Source organism: Rhizobium sp. G187 (genome assembly GCF_051549525.1).
GTDB lineage: Bacteria > Pseudomonadota > Alphaproteobacteria > Rhizobiales > Rhizobiaceae > Allorhizobium.
This window is the reverse complement of the sequence record NZ_JBPUGM010000007.1, coordinates 49,103-67,947: the sequence shown is the minus strand read 5'-3', so window position 1 is coordinate 67,947 and position 18,845 is coordinate 49,103. Positions and strand designations below refer to the sequence as shown.

The 18,845-nt window shown below is 60.6% G+C and carries 12 protein-coding genes; 4 read left to right on the top strand and 8 right to left on the bottom strand.

The window, feature by feature from the left end; translation table 11 throughout:
• Window positions 1-4 precede the first annotated feature (4 nt).
• The 6 genes from secD to hglS form a co-directional block, all read right to left on the bottom strand.
• Entirely contained in the window at window positions 5-2,521 is a 2,517-nt protein-coding gene (secD, locus tag ACSV9I_RS18605; protein WP_438330303.1) for a protein translocase subunit SecD, read from the bottom strand.
• An 82-nt stretch (window positions 2,522-2,603) separates the two neighbouring features.
• The gene (locus tag ACSV9I_RS18600; RefSeq protein WP_438330302.1) at window positions 2,604-3,008 is read right to left on the bottom strand and encodes a hypothetical protein; all 405 of its coding nucleotides are present in this window, start codon (window positions 3,006-3,008) and stop codon (window positions 2,604-2,606) included.
• Window positions 3,009-3,135: 127 nt separating this feature from the next.
• Window positions 3,136-6,168, bottom strand: a complete 3,033-nt coding sequence (ydiJ, locus tag ACSV9I_RS18595; RefSeq protein WP_438330300.1) for a D-2-hydroxyglutarate dehydrogenase YdiJ — start codon at window positions 6,166-6,168, stop codon at window positions 3,136-3,138.
• Between the two features lie 8 nt (window positions 6,169-6,176).
• The gene (locus tag ACSV9I_RS18590; protein WP_438330298.1) at window positions 6,177-7,412 is read right to left on the bottom strand and encodes a pyridoxal phosphate-dependent aminotransferase; all 1,236 of its coding nucleotides are present in this window, start codon (window positions 7,410-7,412) and stop codon (window positions 6,177-6,179) included.
• Window positions 7,413-7,423: 11 nt separating this feature from the next.
• Window positions 7,424-8,950 (bottom strand): L-piperidine-6-carboxylate dehydrogenase, encoded by a 1,527-nt coding sequence (gene amaB / locus ACSV9I_RS18585; protein ID WP_438330296.1) that lies wholly within the window; start codon window positions 8,948-8,950, stop codon window positions 7,424-7,426.
• A 36-nt stretch (window positions 8,951-8,986) separates the two neighbouring features.
• Entirely contained in the window at window positions 8,987-10,378 is a 1,392-nt protein-coding gene (gene hglS / locus ACSV9I_RS18580) for a 2-oxoadipate dioxygenase/decarboxylase HglS (RefSeq protein ID WP_438330294.1), read from the bottom strand.
• A 107-nt stretch (window positions 10,379-10,485) separates the two neighbouring features.
• Here hglS and ACSV9I_RS18575 point away from each other — a divergent pair, with 107 nt between their 5' ends.
• Complete coding sequence (locus tag ACSV9I_RS18575) at window positions 10,486-11,418, top strand: LysR substrate-binding domain-containing protein (RefSeq protein WP_438330292.1); 933 nt, start codon at window positions 10,486-10,488, stop codon at window positions 11,416-11,418.
• Window positions 11,419-11,488: 70 nt separating this feature from the next.
• On the opposite strand, the gene rhaI is transcribed toward ACSV9I_RS18575, so the two are convergent.
• Together rhaI and ACSV9I_RS18565 are read right to left on the bottom strand one after the other, a co-directional pair.
• Window positions 11,489-12,781 carry an L-rhamnose catabolism isomerase gene (gene rhaI, locus ACSV9I_RS18570; RefSeq protein WP_438330290.1) on the bottom strand — a complete coding sequence of 431 codons (1,293 nt, stop codon included), beginning with the start codon at window positions 12,779-12,781 and terminating at the stop codon, window positions 11,489-11,491.
• 188 nt (window positions 12,782-12,969) lie between these two features.
• A complete protein-coding gene (locus tag ACSV9I_RS18565) occupies window positions 12,970-15,066 on the bottom strand; it encodes a bifunctional rhamnulose-1-phosphate aldolase/short-chain dehydrogenase (RefSeq protein ID WP_438330289.1) in 2,097 nt (698 codons plus the stop codon).
• Between the two features lie 200 nt (window positions 15,067-15,266).
• Here ACSV9I_RS18565 and ACSV9I_RS18560 point away from each other — a divergent pair, with 200 nt between their 5' ends.
• The 3 genes from ACSV9I_RS18560 (at window position 15,267) to ACSV9I_RS18550 (ending at window position 18,841) form a co-directional block, all read left to right on the top strand.
• The gene (locus ACSV9I_RS18560; protein ID WP_054158886.1) at window positions 15,267-16,079 is read left to right on the top strand and encodes a DeoR/GlpR family DNA-binding transcription regulator; all 813 of its coding nucleotides are present in this window, start codon (window positions 15,267-15,269) and stop codon (window positions 16,077-16,079) included.
• A gap of 53 nt (window positions 16,080-16,132) precedes the next feature.
• Window positions 16,133-17,128 (top strand): rhamnose ABC transporter substrate-binding protein, encoded by a 996-nt coding sequence (gene rhaS / locus ACSV9I_RS18555; protein ID WP_438330287.1) that lies wholly within the window; start codon window positions 16,133-16,135, stop codon window positions 17,126-17,128.
• A 177-nt stretch (window positions 17,129-17,305) separates the two neighbouring features.
• Window positions 17,306-18,841 (top strand): sugar ABC transporter ATP-binding protein, encoded by a 1,536-nt coding sequence (locus ACSV9I_RS18550; protein WP_438330286.1) that lies wholly within the window; start codon window positions 17,306-17,308, stop codon window positions 18,839-18,841.
• Window positions 18,842-18,845: the final 4 nt, after the last annotated feature.

The window sequence follows — 18,845 nt, the reverse complement described above, 5'->3', positions numbered from 1 at the left end:
CTCGTCAGGCTGCTGCCTGCTGGGCTTCCGCGAGCGCCCGGTCCTTCTGGCGCTGGCTGCGCCAGTCGCCGAGGAAGAGCAGGATCGGTGCGGCAATGAAGACTGAAGACGACGCCGCGATGAAGATTCCGACCACCATCGGAATGGCGAAGCTCTCAACGGCACTGCCGCCCCAGATTGCCATGGGCACCATGGCCAGGAAGGCCGTCGCCGAGGTGTAGAGGCTTCGCGCCAATGTCTCGTTGATCGAGAGGTTGATCAGGTCCCGGAAAGGCATCGACTTGTACAGACGCATGTTTTCACGCATGCGGTCATAGACGACGACCTTGTCGTTCACCGAATAGCCGACCAGCGTCAGCAGCGCAGCGATTGCCGTGAGGTTGAAGTCGAGCCCAGTCAGCGCGAAGAACCCGACGGTTTTCGTGACGTCCAGGATCAGTGTCGCGATTGCGCCCACCGCAAACGGCCAGTCGAAGCGGAACCAGATATAGGCGAGCATCGCAAGCGAGGCCAGAACAACGGAGGTGATGCCTGCCGTCGCCAGCTCGCCGCTGACCTTCGGGCCAACAACTTCGGTACGCTCGATCTTGGCCGTCTGATCGATCTTCTGGATCGTCTCGCGCACCTTCGTAACAGCATCGGTCTGTGCCTGCTCGCCACCCGGCTGACGCTCGAGACGCAGCATGACGTGATTGCTATCGCCAAACTCCTGCAAGGCAACCTCACCCAGGCCGAGTGTTTCAAGTCCGGTGCGGAAATCGCCGAGATTGGCCGCGCCTTTCGTTGATACCTCGAGCTGAATACCGCCCTTGAAATCAACGCCGTAGTTAAGGCCAGGGGTGATGAACAGGATGATCGAGGAGATCGACAGGAAGGCCGAGACGGCGATGCCGAAGAGCCGCGCCTTCATGAAGTCGATGCGGGTGTCGTCCTTGATCAGCTTGAACGGCAGCAGCGGCTTGATCGTGATCGTCTTCAGCTTCCGGCGTGTGGCAATCGCGACCATGGCGACACGCACAACGGAAACCGCCGTAAACATCGAGATGGCGATGCCGAGGCCCATGGTGACGGCAAAGCCGCGCACCGGGCCTGAGCCGAACCAGAAGAGGAGCACGGTCGCGATCAGCGCCGTCACGTTACTATCGATAATCGTTGAATAGGCCTTGGCAAAACCGTGGTCGATCGCGGCAAAGGCGCCGCGGCCCTTGCCCACTTCTTCCCGGATACGCTCGTTGATCAGAACGTTGGCATCCACGGCAAGACCGATGCCAAGCACGATACCGGCAATGCCGGGCAAGGTCAGGGTCGCGCCAACGATCGTCAGGCCGGCAAAGGTCAGGATGACATTGAGCGCCAGCGCAAGAACCGCAAGCAAGCCCCAGGAGCCATAAAGCGCCAGGATGAAGAGGACCACGAGCCCGAAGCCAATGAGGCCCGACATGATCCCCATCTCGATCGCATCACCGCCGAGATCCGCACCAACCGTACGTTCCTCAATGACAGTAAGCTTGGCCGGCAGCGCGCCGGCACGCAGCAGCGCCGCCAGCGTATTGGCGCCTTCAACCGTGAATGAGCCGGAAATCTGGCCAGATCCACCGGTGATCGGCTCGCGAATAACCGGGGCACTCAACACCTTGCCATCAAGCACAATGGCGAAGGGATTGCCGACATTCTCGCGCGTGATCTGCGCAAAACGGCTGGCACCCGCCTGGTCGAAGCGGAAGGAAACGACCGGCTGGCCGGACTGTTGTTCGAAGGAGACGCGCGCATCTGTCAGGCGATCGCCGGAGAGAAGAATGCGGCTCTCGACGGGATAGCTGCGCCCCTCCTCATCTTCCATCATCTGCACGCCGGCCTGTCCCTGCTGGCCGAGCAGGTGGAAGCTCATCTTGGCTGTAGAACCGAGAAGCGCGCGGAGATTGGACGGGTCCTGCTCGCCCGGCAACTGGACGAGAACACGGTCACTGCCGACACGCTGGATTGTGGGTTCGGCAACGCCGACCTGGTCGACACGCTGGCGGATGACCTCAAGGCTCTGCTCGACGGCATTGCTCATCCGCGCGGTGATGCCGGCATCATTTGGTGTCAGGGTGATCGTGTCGCTGCCGCGCGTGGCAACATCCAGTTCGGATCGTCCAGCGCCAAGGCCTGTTGCGATCTGACCATTGAGCGGCGCCAGCGCCTCCATGGCCGCATCGAGGCCGGCCGGATCGGCAAGCGCCACGACGACGCCCTTGCCTTCGCGGCGGACGGAACGGGTGCTGATCTTGGCTTCACGAAGCGAAAGGCGACTTTCCTGCGTCAGGCTCTGAAGCCACTCGTCCTCAAGGGACGTCCGGTCAACTTCAAGAACGAGATGCGAGCCGCCGCGGAGATCAAGCCCAAGCGAGACGCGCTCATGCGGCAAAAACGACGGCAACTTCGAAAGCGTGGCCTCCGAAAGGACGTTGGGAAGTGCGATCAGGAGACCGAGAAGGATTACGAGCAGATAGCCCGCCACCTTCCAGAGTGAGTTTTTCATAAGTTTGGTCCAGCAAATGAAAGCCTTGGCCATGACGACCAGGCTGAGATGTGTTCGGGTCAATGTATGACCGCTGCGGGTCTCAAAGGCTGGAAAGCGGCGGCGCCCGGGGCCGGTAAGCGCTGGGCACAGGCAAGGCGTGGCGCTGCGGAATGCGTGTTACGCCAATGGCCGAAGACCCATCGGGCAACCAAAGGGAAATGACCGGGACAATCCCGTCACCGGAACTATCGGCCGGCCGCGCCTTGTTTCGGGTCGAGCTGTCCGATGCCAGAAGCAGCCGGTTCTCCTGCTGCCCGGCGGCTGCCGAAGCCTCGCCACGAACACGTGTATAGGATGCGGTATCCGACGCGACGGGATGCAGGCGGCGCAGGGTATCGGCTCCCGACTGCCCCAGCAGCGAGATGACAACGAAGGTTGTTAAGGTCGCGATAGGCGAGAATGCACGCAGAAAACGCACGCCGCGCCTGAACCAGGATCGATCCATTGTTACCCTTTCGGGCGCTTTATTCGCATGGATTGGACCGGTTTGCAAAGTCGGACTGCGTTCGCGAAAGGGGGCACAGGCTTCGCGAACAGTAGTCGGCAGCGCCAAGCGATCGTCAAGGCAAGTCTCACGAGACGAGAGTTTCCAGGATCTGCAGTGGATGCGGAACAGCCAGACGGTCAATGGTCTTGACCTGCGACCGACAGGAGTAACCCGTCGCCATCACGACATCGCTCTCAAGCTGGCCGTCGATCACCGGCTTCCAACTCAGCGCATAGAGTTGTTCGGAAAGCCCACGATTGCGGGTCTCGTGCCCGAACGTACCGGCCATGCCGCAACATCCGGTCTCCGCCAGAGAGAGATCGACACCCAGACGCCTGAAGATGGACGTCCACGCGCCCATGCTCGCCGCTGCATTCGTCTTTTCGGTGCAATGGGCCATCAGCCTGAAGGTCTTTGTTGAAGATGCAGGCTTGATCGCGGCCGCCGGCAAGACGCTGACAAGCCATTCTTGCGGCAGCGACACGACGGCCTTGAGCGGCGTGCCGGGAAGCGTTCTGTATTCGCTGCGAAAGGCGAGTGTCATCGACGGATCGAGCCCCACCAGCGGAATGCCGAGATCGGCGATTTCCTGCAAGTCTCGCGCCGTCCGCTGTGCGGATGCTTCGAAGCGAGCCAGATAACCATGCACATGCAATGCCTTGCCGTTGACGTGTGGGCCGGCCAACAACGGCTCGAAGCCAAGCTTGCGGGCAAGCCGGATCGCGGCCAGCGCCACGTCAGGATCAAAATGCGCCGTGAAAGCATCCACCACGAAGACCACGATGGAACGACGCTCCTCGGGCGTCAGTCGGCCAAGATCCTCGGCGCGAGCAACAGCCACACCCATGCGTCTTGCCTCACGGGCGAGAGAAAGTGCTGGCATTGTCGGCAGCGCTGTCAGGCCAAAAAGACGCGTGGTCACCTGGCCGAGGCGGGTCGATGCCACCACGTTGTAGAGCGGCCGAACACGCGCGAACCAGGGCAGCAGCACCTCGATCGAGGCCACCAGCGGATCTTTCAACGGCCGCAGATAGCGCCCGTGATAGACTTCGAGAAACTTAGACCGGAAAGCCGGCACGCTGACCTTGACCGGGCACTGCCCGGTGCACGCCTTGCAGGAGAGACAGCTGTCCATCGCCGCCTTGATCTCATGCGAAAAGTCACTGGCATTCGCCGGATTCAACGAATTCAGCAGCCTTTGAGGAAGCGACCGAAGCACACCGGCACGCCGCACACGCGCCGCCGCCTGACGTGGGTCCGTACCCTTTTCCGCCAGAAGCCGCAGCCATTGGCGCATCAGGGAAGCGCGCCCCTTTGGCGACTGCCGCCGGTCACCCGTTGCCTTGTAGGAAGGGCACATCGGGCTTGTCTCATTGAAATCGAAACAGGCGCCGTTGCCGTTGCAATAGGCGGCATTGTCGAAATGCAAGCGTAGCTCGTCACCAATAACGCGGTCGAACTCACCCCGCAGCGGCACGTCATCGATTTTCATCAGCGGCGTATCGTTCCCGCTGGCAATCTTGCCCGGGTTCAGCCGGTTCTCCGGGTCGAAGGCGCGCTTGATCTCCTGCAGACAGGGATAGAGATCGCCAAAGAACTCCGGCACATATTCGGATCGCACACCCTTGCCATGCTCCCCCCACAGAACCCCGCCATGCTTGCGCGTCAGCGCGACAACGGCATCGCTGATCTGCCGCACCAGGGGCACGTGATCGGGACGAACGAGATCAAGCGCCGGGCGCACATGCAGGACGCCGGCATCCACATGGCCAAACATGCCGTAGGAAAGCCCGAACCCATCCAGGAGAGCGCGGAACTCGCGGATATAGGCCGCCAGATTTTCAGGCGGCACGGCCGTGTCTTCGACGAATGGCACAGGGCGCACGGCCCCATCGACATTGCCGAGCAACCCAACGGCACGCTTGCGCATCGCCCAGATCGCTTCGGCCTCATCATGGCCGCGCGCAATCGTATGGCCGAGCCGGTTCACATTCGCCAGGCTTTCAAGCGCTGCGATAACCTGCGCCACCTTCAAGTCGAGCGAAGGTCGGTCGTCGGCCAGCACCTCGACAATGTTGATGCCGTTGGCAGACCCCGCCGCATCCTCTGGGAAAAACCGGCTGATCGCATTCCAGACGATATCCCCCTTGGCGAGCCCCAGCACCTTTTCGTCCACCGTCTCGACGGACGCCACCTTGAGCGCCACAAGGTTACGGGCATCTTTAAGCGCGGCGTTGAAATCGTTGTAGCGAATGTTGATGAGCGCAGTCTCAGCCGGGATCGGCAGGAGATTGACCTCGGCCTCTGCGATCAGCGCCAGCGTTCCCTCGGAGCCGCAAAGGATGGCGTTCAGATCGAATACGCCGTCGTCGCGCCGTACATGCGCCAGATCATAACCGGTCATATAGCGATTGAGGTTGGGAAAAACCTCGCCGATCCGGGCCTGCTTCTCCCGGGTGATCCGCTCGACCGTGCGATAGACATGACCGATCCTGTCGTCGCGCGCGAGGACCTCGTCGAGCCCCGCACGAGCCAGCGGATGCGACCAGAAATCCGTGCCATCCGTCAGCACCACGCGCAACGCCAGCACATGGTTCGAGGTCTTGCCATAGAGACAGGACCCCTGCCCGCAAGCATCCGTCGAGATCATGCCGCCGATCGTGGCGCGGTTGGAGGTGGAAAGTTCCGGGGCAAAGAAAAGCCCGTGCGGCTTCAGCGCCCGGTTCAACTGGTCCTTGACCACACCGGCCTCGACGCGTGCAATCCGCCGCACGGGATCGATCTCCAGGATACGGTTCATGTGGCGCGAACAGTCAACGACGATGCCATGCGTCAGCGATTGTCCATTGGTCCCCGTGCCGCCGCCACGCGGGGCGATCACGACATGGCGGTACGCCGGATCGGAAACGAGGCACGCCATGATCTTCAGATCCGCAGCATCGCGGGGAAAGAGGATGGCCTGCGGCTCCACCTGATAAATCGAGTTATCGGTCGAGTAGACGGTGCGTGAGGCAGCGCCCGTCTCGATATCCCCCCTGAAACCGGCCTCGATCAGGTGTTCGACAAAACCTGCCGGGATGGCTTCGACGGAAGCAGGATGCGCGAGACGGGGTATCACTGCCGATCTTATCCTTGCAAAGCCGCGCAAGCCTTCTCGATCCGGTCGAGCGCCTCCACTAGCTCCGCCTCCGAGGTTGCATAGGAGATGCGGAAGAAGGGCGACAGACCGAAAGCCGAACCGGGCACCACGGCGACATGCGCTTCCTCCAACAGGTAGTCGGTAAAATTGGCATCCGTGGCAATCTTCTGACCCTTGGGCGTCACCTTGTCCAGCAAGCCGGCACAGCTCGCATAGGTGTAGAACGCGCCCTCCGGGGTCCGGCACTCTAGCCCCTCTATGGCGTTCAGGCGGCCGACCACCAGATCGCGGCGGCGCTTGAAGCTCTCCTGCCGATCCTTGAGGAACGCCTGCGGCCCGTTCAATGCCGCAACGGCCGCTGCCTGGCTGACCGACGAGGGGCAAGATGTCGCCTGGCTCTGGATGACGGCCATAGCCTTGATCAGCGCCTTTGGCCCGCCGGCATAGCCGATACGCCAGCCGGTCATGGCATAGGCCTTCGAAACACCATTGATGGTGAGTGCCCGCGACTTCAGCCGCGGCTCCAGCGCCACCGGCGTGACGAAGGTGAAACCGTCATAAATGATATGCTCGTACATGTCGTCGACCATCAGCCAGACATGCGGATGGGCGAGCAGCACGTCGATCAGCGGCTGATAGTCCTTGGCGCTGTAGGCGGCGCCGGATGGATTGGACGGAGAGTTCAACAACACCCAGCGGGTTTTCGGCGTGATCGCCTTTTCCAGCTGTTCGGCCTGAAGGCGAAACCCCGACTGGGCGTCGCAAGGCACCAGAACAGAGGTGCCGCCGCAGACTTCGACGATATCGGAATACGAGGTCCAGTACGGCGTTGGGATAATCACTTCGTCGCCCGGATCGATCGTCGCCATGAAGGCGTTGAACAGGATCTGCTTGGCTCCGGTGGCCACCGTCACCTCGTCCACCGCATAATCCAGACCGTTTTCGCGGCGGAACTTGGCAGAGATCGCCTGCTTGAGCTGAGGCGTGCCATCCAGCGCGGTATACTTGGTCTCGCCGGCATCGATCGCAGCCTTGGCGGCTTCCTTGATATGGTCAGGCGTGTCGAAATCCGGCTCGCCGGCGCCGAGAATGATGACCGGCAGGCCTTCGCGTTTCATCGCGGCCGCCTTGGCGCCGATCTGCAGGATTTTCGAGACGCCGACAGAAGCAATCCGCGCGGCGGGCCGAAAGCCCGCCTCCTCGATATTGGCTATGATGGTCATGACATTAAGCCTTATTCGATGTCGAAGGATACACCCTGCGCCAGCGGCAGGGAGCGCGAATAATTCACGGTGTTGGTCGCCCGGCGCATATAGGCCTTCCAAGCGTCCGAGCCAGATTCACGACCGCCACCGGTTTCCTTTTCGCCGCCGAATGCGCCGCCGATCTCGGCACCGGACGTGCCGATGTTCACATTGGCAATACCGCAATCCGAGCCGTCAGCTGACAGGAAGCGCTCCGCCTCACGGATATCAAGCGTAAAGATCGACGAAGAAAGGCCAGCGCCCACCGCATTGTGATCGGCCAGAACCGCATCGAAATCGCTGTACTTCAGCACGTAAAGAATGGGTGCAAAGGTCTCTTCGAGAACGGGCCCTGTATGCGACGGCATTTCGACCAGCGCCGGCTTGACGTAGTAGGCACCAGCGCTGCCGGTATCGACACGCTCGCCGCCATGCACCACGCCGCCATGCGCCTTGGCTTCGGCAAGCGCCTTCTGCATGCCGTCGAAGGCCAGCTTGTCGATCAGCGGACCGACAAGGGCTGCGCCATCCAGCGGGTTGCCGACGGAAACGCTGGCATAGGCCTTCTTCAGACGCGGTACGAGCTGGTCATAGACACTGTCATGAACAAAGAGACGGCGCAGCGTTGTGCAGCGCTGACCGGCCGTCCCCATGGCACCGAAAGCGATGGCGCGCAGGGCCATGTCAAGATCGGCGGATGGGCAGACGATACCACCATTATTGCCGCCGAGTTCGAGAATGGCACGGGCAAACCGCTTGGCAAGCCGCGGACCGACATCCCGGCCCATGCGCGTTGAGCCTGTGGCCGAAACCAGCGGCACCTTGGCATGATCCACCAGAACTTCTCCAATGGCGCGATCACCGATCAGCACCTGCGACAGGCCCTCCGGCGCATCGCCAAAGCGCTTGAGCGCCCGTTCCAGAATGGCCTGCGAGGCCAGCGCCGTGAGCGGAGTCTTCTCGGACGGCTTCCAGACAACGCTATTGCCGCAGACCAGAGCCAGCGCCGCATTCCACGCCCAGACGGCGACGGGGAAGTTGAACGCGGAGATGATACCGATCACGCCGAGCGGATGCCAGGTTTCCATCATCCGGTGGCCAGGGCGCTCGGTTGCAATGGTCAGGCCATAAAGCTGACGCGACAGACCGACGGCAAAGTCGCAGATGTCGATCATTTCCTGCACTTCTCCCAGCCCTTCGGATGGGATCTTGCCGGCCTCGATCGACACGAGGCGGCCGAGATCGGCCTTGGCGGCCCGAAGCTCTTCACCGAGCAGGCGCACCAGTTCGCCACGCTTCGGCGCCGGCACGAGGCGCCACTCGCGGAAGGCTGCATCGGCTCGCTCGATCATAGCCGCAGCCTCCGTGGCCGACACGGTCTTGAGGCTTGCGGTCTGCTCACCCGTAACCGGCGAGAAGGCCTTGAGATCGCCGCCTGTATAGACGGACGAGGGAACCCCGAGCCGCTCCAGAATGGCAGAGGCTTCAGCGGGGATAGAAAGGGTTGTGGCAGTCATCAGTCGAAACTCCTTGAAAAATGTCGGGTCGGCCGATCACTCGGCAGCGGCGCGGGTCTGCAGCGCATCGAGGCAGGCTTCGAGTGAGGCCTTCTCGATCCCCTCATAATGGTCGAATTCGTTCAACACGACCGCACCGAGATCAGCTTCAAACCGCTTCTGGTTAGGGCTCGCGATAAAATCCTGCTGCGCGCCATCGCCGAGGTTCGACTGGAAGATGCCGGCGGCACTGACGGGCAGGAAATCTTCGTAGACGATCGGATCGAAGCGGACGAAGCCTTCGGCGATCAGGCTTTCGATGTCACCGGAGGCCGAACCAGCCGCCACGCCCTTCTCGGTCAGCGAATAGGTAAAGTAGCCAAGCCCGGCGGAGCGGATCGCCGCCCAGTCATCCGGAAACGCCTTGAACGTCTCGATCAGAGCTGCCTCATAGGCCACGGCATTCGAGCCGTCGGCCGCAGGCCGCACGAGCTTGCGTGTATCGTCCAGCAGAGCATCGTAAAGTGCACGCCCCTTGGGCGTCAGGGCCACACCGCGCTGTTCGATTTCACCAAAGCGGGCCGTATGCGTTCCCGCCTGCCAGCCACCCTTGCCATCGTGGAACGACACAGTTTCCTCCAGCGCCTTGAAGGAGGTCTGGCGCAGCAAAATCGGGCACTTGCGGGTCGGCGGACCTTCGACCACCGCCTTCGGCGCAATGTCATAGTCCGGCATCAACGCCTGCACCTTGTCGATATCCAGTGTGCGCGGGGTCAGATGGTTGATATGGGGTCCCTTGAAGGACACGACGTCGGCGATCAGCCGGTGGGCATCATGCAGGCGATGATACATCGCCAGCGACACATTGGCCTTGTCGTGCCAGCGGAAGGTTTCCAGCACTTCCGACACGAAACGTGCGGCATCGTCACTGTCGAGGCCACCTTCGTTCTCCGACTTTTCCGTCAGCGCAATGGCACCATCCGTGAAGATCTGGCGCTCCGCGAGAATGGCCTTCGCCTCATCGCGAAAGGCTTCATCGGCGATCAGATCGAGGCGCAGAAGGGAGGTAAAGACGCGGAACGGATTGCGCTTCAGCGCCTCCTCGCCGACAGGGCGAAATGCGGTGGAATGCACCGGAACGCCTGCGGTGGAGAGATCATAGTAACCGACCGGAAACATGCCCATGACAGCAAAGATCCGGCGCATCATCGCCAGTTCCTCAGCCGTTCCAAGGCGGATAGCGCCATGGCGCTCCTCCGAAATGCGCTCCAGCGTGTCGGTAGCCTCAAGCCGGGCCTTGAGCTCCGGCTGACCCGCCAGTGTCTCGTCATTCACCCTGGCAACCAGATCCATCAACGTGCCATAGGCCGGCACCTCATCGCGATACATGGCAGACATCGCGCCGGAAAACGAAGCACGGATATCGTTTGCGGAAACCTTTGCCGTCATGGTGGCCAACCCCTTCAATTCGTGGCATATCATTCTGACTTCGCACCATAGAGGGAATTTAGCGCCTCATGTTGTGAGATATCTTGCTAGGTTGATGCGAGTTTGGAATGACGACACGTCGAAGCCTGGTCCCGGACATTGTCAATCTGCAGACCTTCGAGTGCGCAGCGAGGCACGAAAACTTTTCGCGCGCGGCTGAAGAGCTCAATCTCACACAAAGTGCAGTCAGCCGCCAGATCGCCGAAATCGAGCAGCAGATTGGCATTAAGCTCTTCGAGCGCATCCGGCAACGGGTTATCCTGTCGGATGCCGGGCGCCGCTTCCTGCCGGAGGTAAAGGATCTGCTCGCGCGATCGGAACGGCTGATGATCACCGCCATCGCCGCCAATCAGATGAAGGCATCACTCAGGATCGCAACCCTGCCGACCTTCGGAACGCGCTGGCTGGTGCCGCGACTGGCGGGCTTTCTTCAGGACCACCCCGACGTCGCCATCTCGATTGAATCGCGCTCGAAACCATTCAGCTTTTCGGAAGACGGCTTCGACCTTGCCATCCATTTTGGCCAGCCGACCTGGGCAGGTGGCGTCGCTACGTTTTTGTGCAATGAAGTGGTTTTGCCGGTCGCAAGCCCCGCCCTTGCCGAGAGACTTCGTACAGAACAGGGCAAGCCGCTTGCCAACGCGCCGCTACTGCATCTGACGACCCGGCCGAAACTCTGGCTGGAATGGGCAGAACAACACGAGACGCCTCTGGAAAATGCCTATGTGGGACTGCGTTTCGACCAGTTCTCCATGCTGACGGCTGCCGCAATCAGCGGCCTCGGCATTGCCCTCCTCCCCACCTATCTGATCGAGGAGGAAATGAAGACTGGCGCGCTTGTCGCCGTCCTCGACAAGCCGATATCGACAGAGAATGCCTATTATGTCGTGCGACCGGAGGCAAAGCGCACGCATCCCACCGCCGATCAATTCGAGACTTGGCTCGTGTCGCAGATCAGGCGATCGCCGGACATGACACCCGTTTTATCAAGCGGCGTCTAAGCGCTGGGGCTACTGGTCGATTTGATAAAGAGGGCAGCCGACCATCAGGCCGCCGCCCTCTCAAAGCCGATCAGACAATCCCGCCGGAACCGCCCTTGACGGCCGGGCGCTCGCCGGCAACCCGGGCGCGGTAGCCACTGGCGCGATAGGTCGCAACCGGATCGATCGCCCCGCCTGCCCGCTTCCGGGCCTCGGCCAGAATGGCCTCCACATCGGTCCGATAGGCACGCTTCAGCGTTTCCGATGCCATGAGCGCATCATTGTCATTCTGATAGCCTTCAAGTGCTGCACGATCGACGAGGAGCGCCTGCGCATAGGCACGGCGAATCTCGTTGGCGCTCGAAATGAGGCTTTCGATTGGATCCGTGACATTATGGCTCTGGTCGATCATGTGCGCCGGGTGGAAGCCCTGGACGCCGCGATATTCGGCATCAACCAACTCGTTGAAGACCAGGAACAGGCGGTAGGGCTCCACGGAACCGGCATCCAGGTCGTCGTCACCATACTTGCTGTCGTTGAAGTGGAAGCCACCGAGCTTGCCGAACTGGATCAGCCGTGCAACGATCATCTCGATATTGGTGTTCGGCGCATGATGGCCAAGGTCGACGAGGCAGGACGCCTTCGGACCCAGGGTCTGGGCGATCAGGAAGTTCGTGCCCCAGTCCTGCACAACCGTCGAGTAGAAGGCCGGTTCATACATCTTGTGCTCGGAGAACAGGCGCCAGTCATCCGGCAGCGCCTTGTAGATATCCGCCATGGACGCAAGATACCGTTCGAACTGGCGGGTGAAATTGCTCTGGCCGGGGAAGTTGGAGCCGTCACCGAGCCAGACCGTCAGAGCCTTCGAGCCGATCGCAGCGCCGATCTCGATGCATTCGATATTGTGTTCGACCGCCTGCGCGCGGGTGGCCGCGTCGACATGGCTGAGCGAGCCGTATTTGTAGGAGTTCGCCTGGTCCGGCGTATCCGAGAAGGTGTTCGAATTCATCGCGTCGAAACCGAGGCCCAGCGCATCGCCCTTGGCTTTCAGCTCTTTCGGATCCGTTTTGTCCCACGGAATATGGAGCGAAACGGTTGGCGTTGCTCGGGTCAATTCGTTAATGACAGAGCAATCGTCGAGCTTGTCGAAGATATGACGCGGTTCACCCTTGCCCGGGAAACGCGCAAAACGCGTGCCGCCGGTGCCGACGCCCCAGGACGGAACGGCGACGAAGAATTCCGCGACCTTCCCCGTGATGGCCTCAATGTCGATATGGCTGCGGGCGAGTTTTTCACCGAGCGCCTGATAGTCGCTGCGATGCGCTGCCTCGCGCGTCTCGTTCTCAGCCGCAACGATATCGGCGGCAATGCGTGTCTCGCTCATTTTGTCCTCCACTTCGCGCGAACCGATGTTCAAGCGCGCCTGTTCTCAGTCACGATGGAGATCTGCAGATCAAAGGCATCCTCCGCCCCGCCGACCTTCATCGCTCCATCCCGCATTCATCCGCTGCAAAAGCCGGCATTCCCAAGAGACGGCCGTCGCGGCATTCGCGCCGCGATCGCCTCGGGAGATTACCGTGTAAAGCTCTGCGCGTTGCCGGCATCGACGTTGATGATGTTGCCAGTCGACTTTGCCGAAAGATCGGAAGCGAGGAAATAGATCGCCTCCGCGATGTCTTCCGGGAAGACGTTCAGCTTCAGCATTGAACGCTTGCGGTAATGTTCCTCAAGATCGTCCACCTCGATCTTGGAGGATGCCGCGCGCTGTTCGCGCCATTCGCCGTTCCAGATCTTCGAGCCGCGCAAGACGGCGTCGGGGTTGACCGTATTGACACGAATGCCCGCATCCGCGCCTTCCAGTGCCAGGCACCGAGCAAGATGGATTTCGGCAGCTTTGGCCGTGCAATAGGCCGAGGCGTTCGGCGACGAGGCAAGTCCGTTCTTCGAGGCAACGAAGACGACATTGCCGCCGAGCCCCTGGCGCCGGAACAGGCGGAAGGCTTCACGCGAAACGAGGAAGTAGCCGGTGGCAAGAATGTCGATATTCTTGTTCCACATGGCAAGCGTTGTATCTTCAACCGGGGCCGAGGATGCGATACCGGCATTGGAGACCAGAATGTCGACGCCGCCGAATTCGACCGACGCTTCAAGGAAGGATTGCAGAACAGCATCCTCCTTGGTCACGTCCAGCTGAACCGAACGGACCGCATCCCCGCCATGGCGCTTGGAAAAATCGGCCGTGGTCTCAGCCAGCGCCTGAGCATCGATATCTGCCAGCACAACGCAGGCACCTTCAGCCACCAAGCGCTCGGCCGTGGCGCGGCCAATGCCACCGGCACCGCCAGTGACGAAGGCAACCTTGCCGGCCAGGCTCTTCGGCTTCGGCATGCGCTGGAGCTTCGCTTCCTCGAGCAGCCAGTATTCGATGTCGAACGCTTCCTGCTCAGGCAATCCTTGGTATTCGGATACCGTCGAGGCGCCACGCATGACGTTGATCGCATTGACGTAGAACTCTCCGGCAATCCGCGCCGTCGCCTTATCCTTGGCAAAGGACAGCATGCCGACGCCCGGCACCAGGAAGATCACCGGATTGGGATCGCGGATCTTTGGCGAATTGTCGTGCTTGCAGGTCTCATAATAACGCGTGTAGTCGGCGCGGTAGTCTTCCAGCGCCTTGTCGAGACCAGCGAGAACCGCATCAACATCCGGCTTCGACGGATCGAAGTCGACGATCAGCGGGCGGATCTTGGTGCGCAGGAAATGGTCCGGGCAGGATGTTCCAAGCGCACCGAGCGGCTGCAGGTTCTTCGAATTGACAAATTCGAGCACAGCGTCCTGATCGTCGAAATGCCCAAGCTTGCGCTCCGCCTTGCCGATCCGGCCGCGGATTTCCGGCATCAGCCTTGCTGCAATGGCGCGACGCTCGGCAACCGGCAGGCTTTGCGCAACAGCGCCGCCGAAGATAGTCTTGCCTTCGGTTTCCTTGGCAAACCACTCGATAGCCTTGTTGATGATCTCGAGCGTCAGCAGATAGCAATCCTTGGCGTCGTTTGCCCAGGTGAACAGGCCGTGGCTTTCCAGCACAACGCCCTTTGCATTTGGGTTGGCCTTCACGAAGGCTTCGAGATCGAGACCGAGCTGGAAGCCCGGGCGACGCCAGGGTAGCCATCCGATATCAGCACCAAAGATCGTCTGCGTCAGCTCCTTGGAATTCTTGGAGGCGGCAATCGCGATGATCGCATCTGGATGCATATGATCGACATGGGTGAACGGCACGAAACCATGCAGCGGGGTATCGATCGAGGCAGCACGCGGGTTCAGGTTGAAAGTGCAATGAGGCAGGAAGCCAACCATGCGATCTTCGTCGGCAACACCCTTGTAGATGCCCTTCAGCGCTTCAAGCTTGTCCTGATAGAGGGTTGAAAAGCCATCGAGCTTAATCGTACCGACGTCGCCGCCAGACCCCTTGACCCAGAGAACATTGACCTTTTCGCCTGTCAGCGGGTCGGTTTCCATGACCTTCGCAGAGGTGTTGCCGCCGCCATAGTTGGTGATCCGCTTGTCGGCACCGAGCAGATTCGAGCGATAGAGCAACTTGCCGGGCTCATCGAGCCCCGCGGCATAGGCATCGTCCCAACGGCTTTCGAGAAGGCTGGTTTGGCCCGACATGACATCCTCCCTGGTATTGCTTCATGGGTCGAACAGACGAACCCATCTCCTTCTTGCCCGCTGGTATCGCGCATGGATCTCATCGTTGTCAATCAGTTTCGATCATTTCTTTTCATTGTGCGGTGCAATATTATTATTTTTGATCGTTTCTGATTGACAGCGTAAAATGTTTACGAATAAATCACGATCAGGAGGACCCCATGCACGAACGCGAACGCCATCGCATTATTCTGAGCGCGATCCAGGAAAAACCTGTGGTCACGGTGCAGGACATTGCCGAACTGACCGAGGCTTCCGAAGCCACGATCAGGCGGGATATCGCGTCGCTTCATGTTCAGGGGAAACTGCGCCGGGTGCGCGGCGGAGCTGAGGCTGTTCACCCGCCACAGCTCGGAAATCTGGCCGCCCGGCCCTTTCGCGTTTCGGAATCGGTCAACATCGATAAGAAACGCGCAATTGCGCGCGCAGCGGTCGATCTCTGCGCAGAAGGTGACTCGATCATCATCAATGGCGGCACGACCACCTTTCAGATGGTCCATTTCATGTCCGCCCGCAGGCTTCAGGTCATGACGAATTCCTTCGCCATTGCCGAACATCTGGTCAAGCACTCGAAGTGCACGGTCTCGGTTCCAGGCGGCGCGATCTACCGCGACCAGAGCCTGATCCTGTCGCCCTTTGAGAATGATGCGATCCGCAACTTCTACGCCCGCCGTATTTTCATCGGCGCCCAGGGCATCAATGCACTCGGCGTGATGGAGTCTGATGCCCTGGTGATCCAGAGCGAGCAGAAACTGGTGCGCCAGGCGGAAGAACTCATCGTGATGGTGGACTCGAGCAAGTTCGACAAGCGCTCGAGCCTCATTCTCTGCGCACTCGACAAGGTCTCGACCATTATCACCGATGACAGAATTTCCGACGAGGCGGCCGCCATGGTCACCGATGCCGGCGTGAAGCTGATGACCGTCAAGCCGATGGCATCGTCAGAGAAGGAGAACACCACTTCGGTCGCCTAGTTGGACGCGGTCGAAGCGGGAGGAGTTTTGAAGTTCAACACTGGGAGGAAGACATGAAACTGACGAAAATTCTGCTGGCCGGCGCTGCAATTGCGCTCGCAACGATGGGTTCTGCCGCACAGGCCGCCGACATGAAGATCGCATTGGTCGTCAAGTCGCTCGGCAACGGCTTCTTCGAAGCCGCCAACAAGGGCGCTGAAGAAGCTGCCAAGGAACTTGGCGGCGTCGAAATCATCTATACCGGTCCGACAACGACGACGGCTGAAGGCCAGATCGAAGTCATCAACTCGCTGATCGCGCAGGGCGTCGATGCCATTGCCATCTCGGCCAACGATCCCGACGCCGTTGTACCGGCCCTGAAGAAGGCCGCCCAGCGCGGCATCAAGGTCATCTCGTGGGATTCGGGCGTTGCTCCCGAAGGCCGCATCATGCATCTGAACCCCTCATCCAACGAACTGATCGGCAAGATGTGCCTGCAGCTCGCCGCCAACCACCTTGAAGGCGGCAAGGGCGATTTTGCCATCCTGTCGGCCACCACCACCTCGACCAACCAGAACATCTGGATCGAGGAAATGAAGAAGCAGCTGAAGGATTTCTCCGGCCTCAACCTCGCAACGACCGTCTATGGTGACGACCTTGCCGACAAGAGCTACCGCGAAGCCCAGGGCCTGCTGACCTCACAGCCGAACGTCAAGGTCATCGTCGCTCCGACCACGGTCGGCGTGCTGGCTGCCTCGCAGGCTGTCAAGGATGCCGGCAAGATCGGTCAGGTTTACGTAACGGGTCTTGGCCTGCCCTCCGAAATGGCCGGCGCCATCCAGTCGGGTGCCACCAAGGAGTTCGCCATCTGGAATCCGATCGACCTCGGTTACTCGGCAACCCAGATCGCCTATCACCTGGTCAAGGGCGATAGCGACGGCGCTCCGGGCTCGGAAATCCCTGCCGGCCGCATGGGCAAGATCAAGGTCGGCGACAATGGCGAAGCCGCGATGGCAGATCCCTTTGTCTACGATGCATCGAACATCGAGCAGTTCTCGAAGATCTTCTGATCGAGACACGTTGATTGATTGATTAAACCAAGCCCCCTCTGGCCTCCCGGCCATCTCCCCCACGGGGAGAAACCTGGTCGCTGCCGTCTGTCCTCATATTGAGTATCGGCGCTCCGACCAGGTTAAGCCCTCCCCTCTTCACGGGGAGGGTGGGGTGGGGTTTCGAAGCAAAGCCGGATGATGACCATTCAAATGCAAACATTGCAGGCTGACGCCGTGCGGACCGACACGCCAATCCTCGAGATGCGCGGGATCTCGCAGATCTTTCCCGGCGTGAAAGCGCTCGACGGCGTCAATATCGCGCTCTATCCCGGCAAGGTAACCGCCCTGATCGGCGAAAACGGCGCCGGCAAGTCGACACTCGTGAAGATCCTGACCGGCATCTATCGTCCTAACGAAGGCGAGATCCTGATTGACGGCAAGCCGACCGCTTTCACCAATGCCCAGGACGCGATCAATGCCGGCGTGACGGCGATCCACCAGGAAACCGTCCTCTTCGACGAACTGACCGTCGGTGAAAACATCTTCCTCGGCCACGCCCCGCGCACCCGCTTTGGGCTGATCGACTGGCGCCAGATCAACGAGCGCTCCCGCAGCCTGATGCAGGCGCTCGAGAGCGACATCGATCCATCGACCAAACTCAAGGACTTCTCCATCGCTCAGCGCCATCTGGTCGCAATTGCGCGTGCCCTTTCGGTTGATGCGCGCATCGTGATCATGGACGAGCCCACTGCCGCCCTTTCGCGCAAGGAGATCGATGACCTGTTCCGGATCGTCGAAGGTTTGAAACGGCAAGGCAAGGCGATCCTCTTCATCAGCCACAAATTCGATGAACTCTACGAGATCGCCGACAATTACGCCGTTTTCCGCGACGGCCGCATGGTCGGTGCCGGCATCCTGAAAGAGACCCCGCAGGACGAGATCGTCCGGCAAATGGTCGGCCGCGACGTGCATGACGTCTTCCCAAAAACGGCAGCCGTGATTGGCCCGACAGTGCTCAGCATTCGCAACTATTGCCACGACACCGAGTTCCGCGACATCTCCTTCGATCTGCGCAAGGGTGAAATCCTCGGCGTGTACGGCCTGATAGGCGCCGGCCGCTCAGAACTCTGCCAATCGCTGTTCGGCATCACGCGTCCGCGCTCCGGCTCCATTCATCTGGAAGAGCGCGAGATCCGGATCGACAACACATCCGATGCAATCAACGCCGGTATTGTCTACGTGCCTGAAGAGCGCGGCCGGCATGGTCTGGCGCTGGACATGCCGATTTACCAGAACATGTCCCTACCCTCGCTTGTCCGCACCTCGGTTTCCGGTTTCCTGAAGGCCGCCAACGAGTTGAAGTTGGCCCGCCGCTACGCCGAACGTCTCGACCTGCGAGCGGCCGCCCTTTCCGTTCCCGTCGGCACGCTGTCGGGTGGCAACCAGCAGAAGGTCGTAATCGGCAAGTGGCTCGCCACCTCGCCAAAAGTCATCATCCTAGACGAGCCCACCAAGGGCATCGATATCGGCTCCAAGGCCGCCGTCCACGGCTTCATTTCGGAACTCGCCTCGGAAGGTCTGTCCATTATCATGATATCGTCCGAACTACCCGAAATTCTCGGCATGTCCGACAGGGTAATGGTGATGCGCGAAGGGCTCCAGGCCGGCATATTTGATCGTGACGGACTGACCGCCGAGACGCTCGTACGTGCCGCGACCGGCAACGCCTAAGGAA

Coding starts and splice junctions, on each gene's coding strand:
- ACSV9I_RS18590 (WP_438330298.1), bottom strand. CDS start 7,412: ATGACCATCATAGCCAATATCGAGGAGGCGGGCTTTCGGCCCGCCGCG.
- ACSV9I_RS18575 (WP_438330292.1), top strand. CDS start 10,486: ATGACGACACGTCGAAGCCTGGTCCCGGACATTGTCAATCTGCAGACC.
- ACSV9I_RS18600 (WP_438330302.1), bottom strand. CDS start 3,008: ATGGATCGATCCTGGTTCAGGCGCGGCGTGCGTTTTCTGCGTGCATTC.
- rhaI (WP_438330290.1), bottom strand. CDS start 12,781: ATGAGCGAGACACGCATTGCCGCCGATATCGTTGCGGCTGAGAACGAG.
- ACSV9I_RS18560 (WP_054158886.1), top strand. CDS start 15,267: ATGCACGAACGCGAACGCCATCGCATTATTCTGAGCGCGATCCAGGAA.
- ACSV9I_RS18565 (WP_438330289.1), bottom strand. CDS start 15,066: ATGTCGGGCCAAACCAGCCTTCTCGAAAGCCGTTGGGACGATGCCTAT.
- ACSV9I_RS18550 (WP_438330286.1), top strand. CDS start 17,306: ATGATGACCATTCAAATGCAAACATTGCAGGCTGACGCCGTGCGGACC.
- rhaS (WP_438330287.1), top strand. CDS start 16,133: ATGAAACTGACGAAAATTCTGCTGGCCGGCGCTGCAATTGCGCTCGCA.
- amaB (WP_438330296.1), bottom strand. CDS start 8,950: ATGACTGCCACAACCCTTTCTATCCCCGCTGAAGCCTCTGCCATTCTG.
- hglS (WP_438330294.1), bottom strand. CDS start 10,378: ATGACGGCAAAGGTTTCCGCAAACGATATCCGTGCTTCGTTTTCCGGC.
- secD (WP_438330303.1), bottom strand. CDS start 2,521: ATGAAAAACTCACTCTGGAAGGTGGCGGGCTATCTGCTCGTAATCCTT.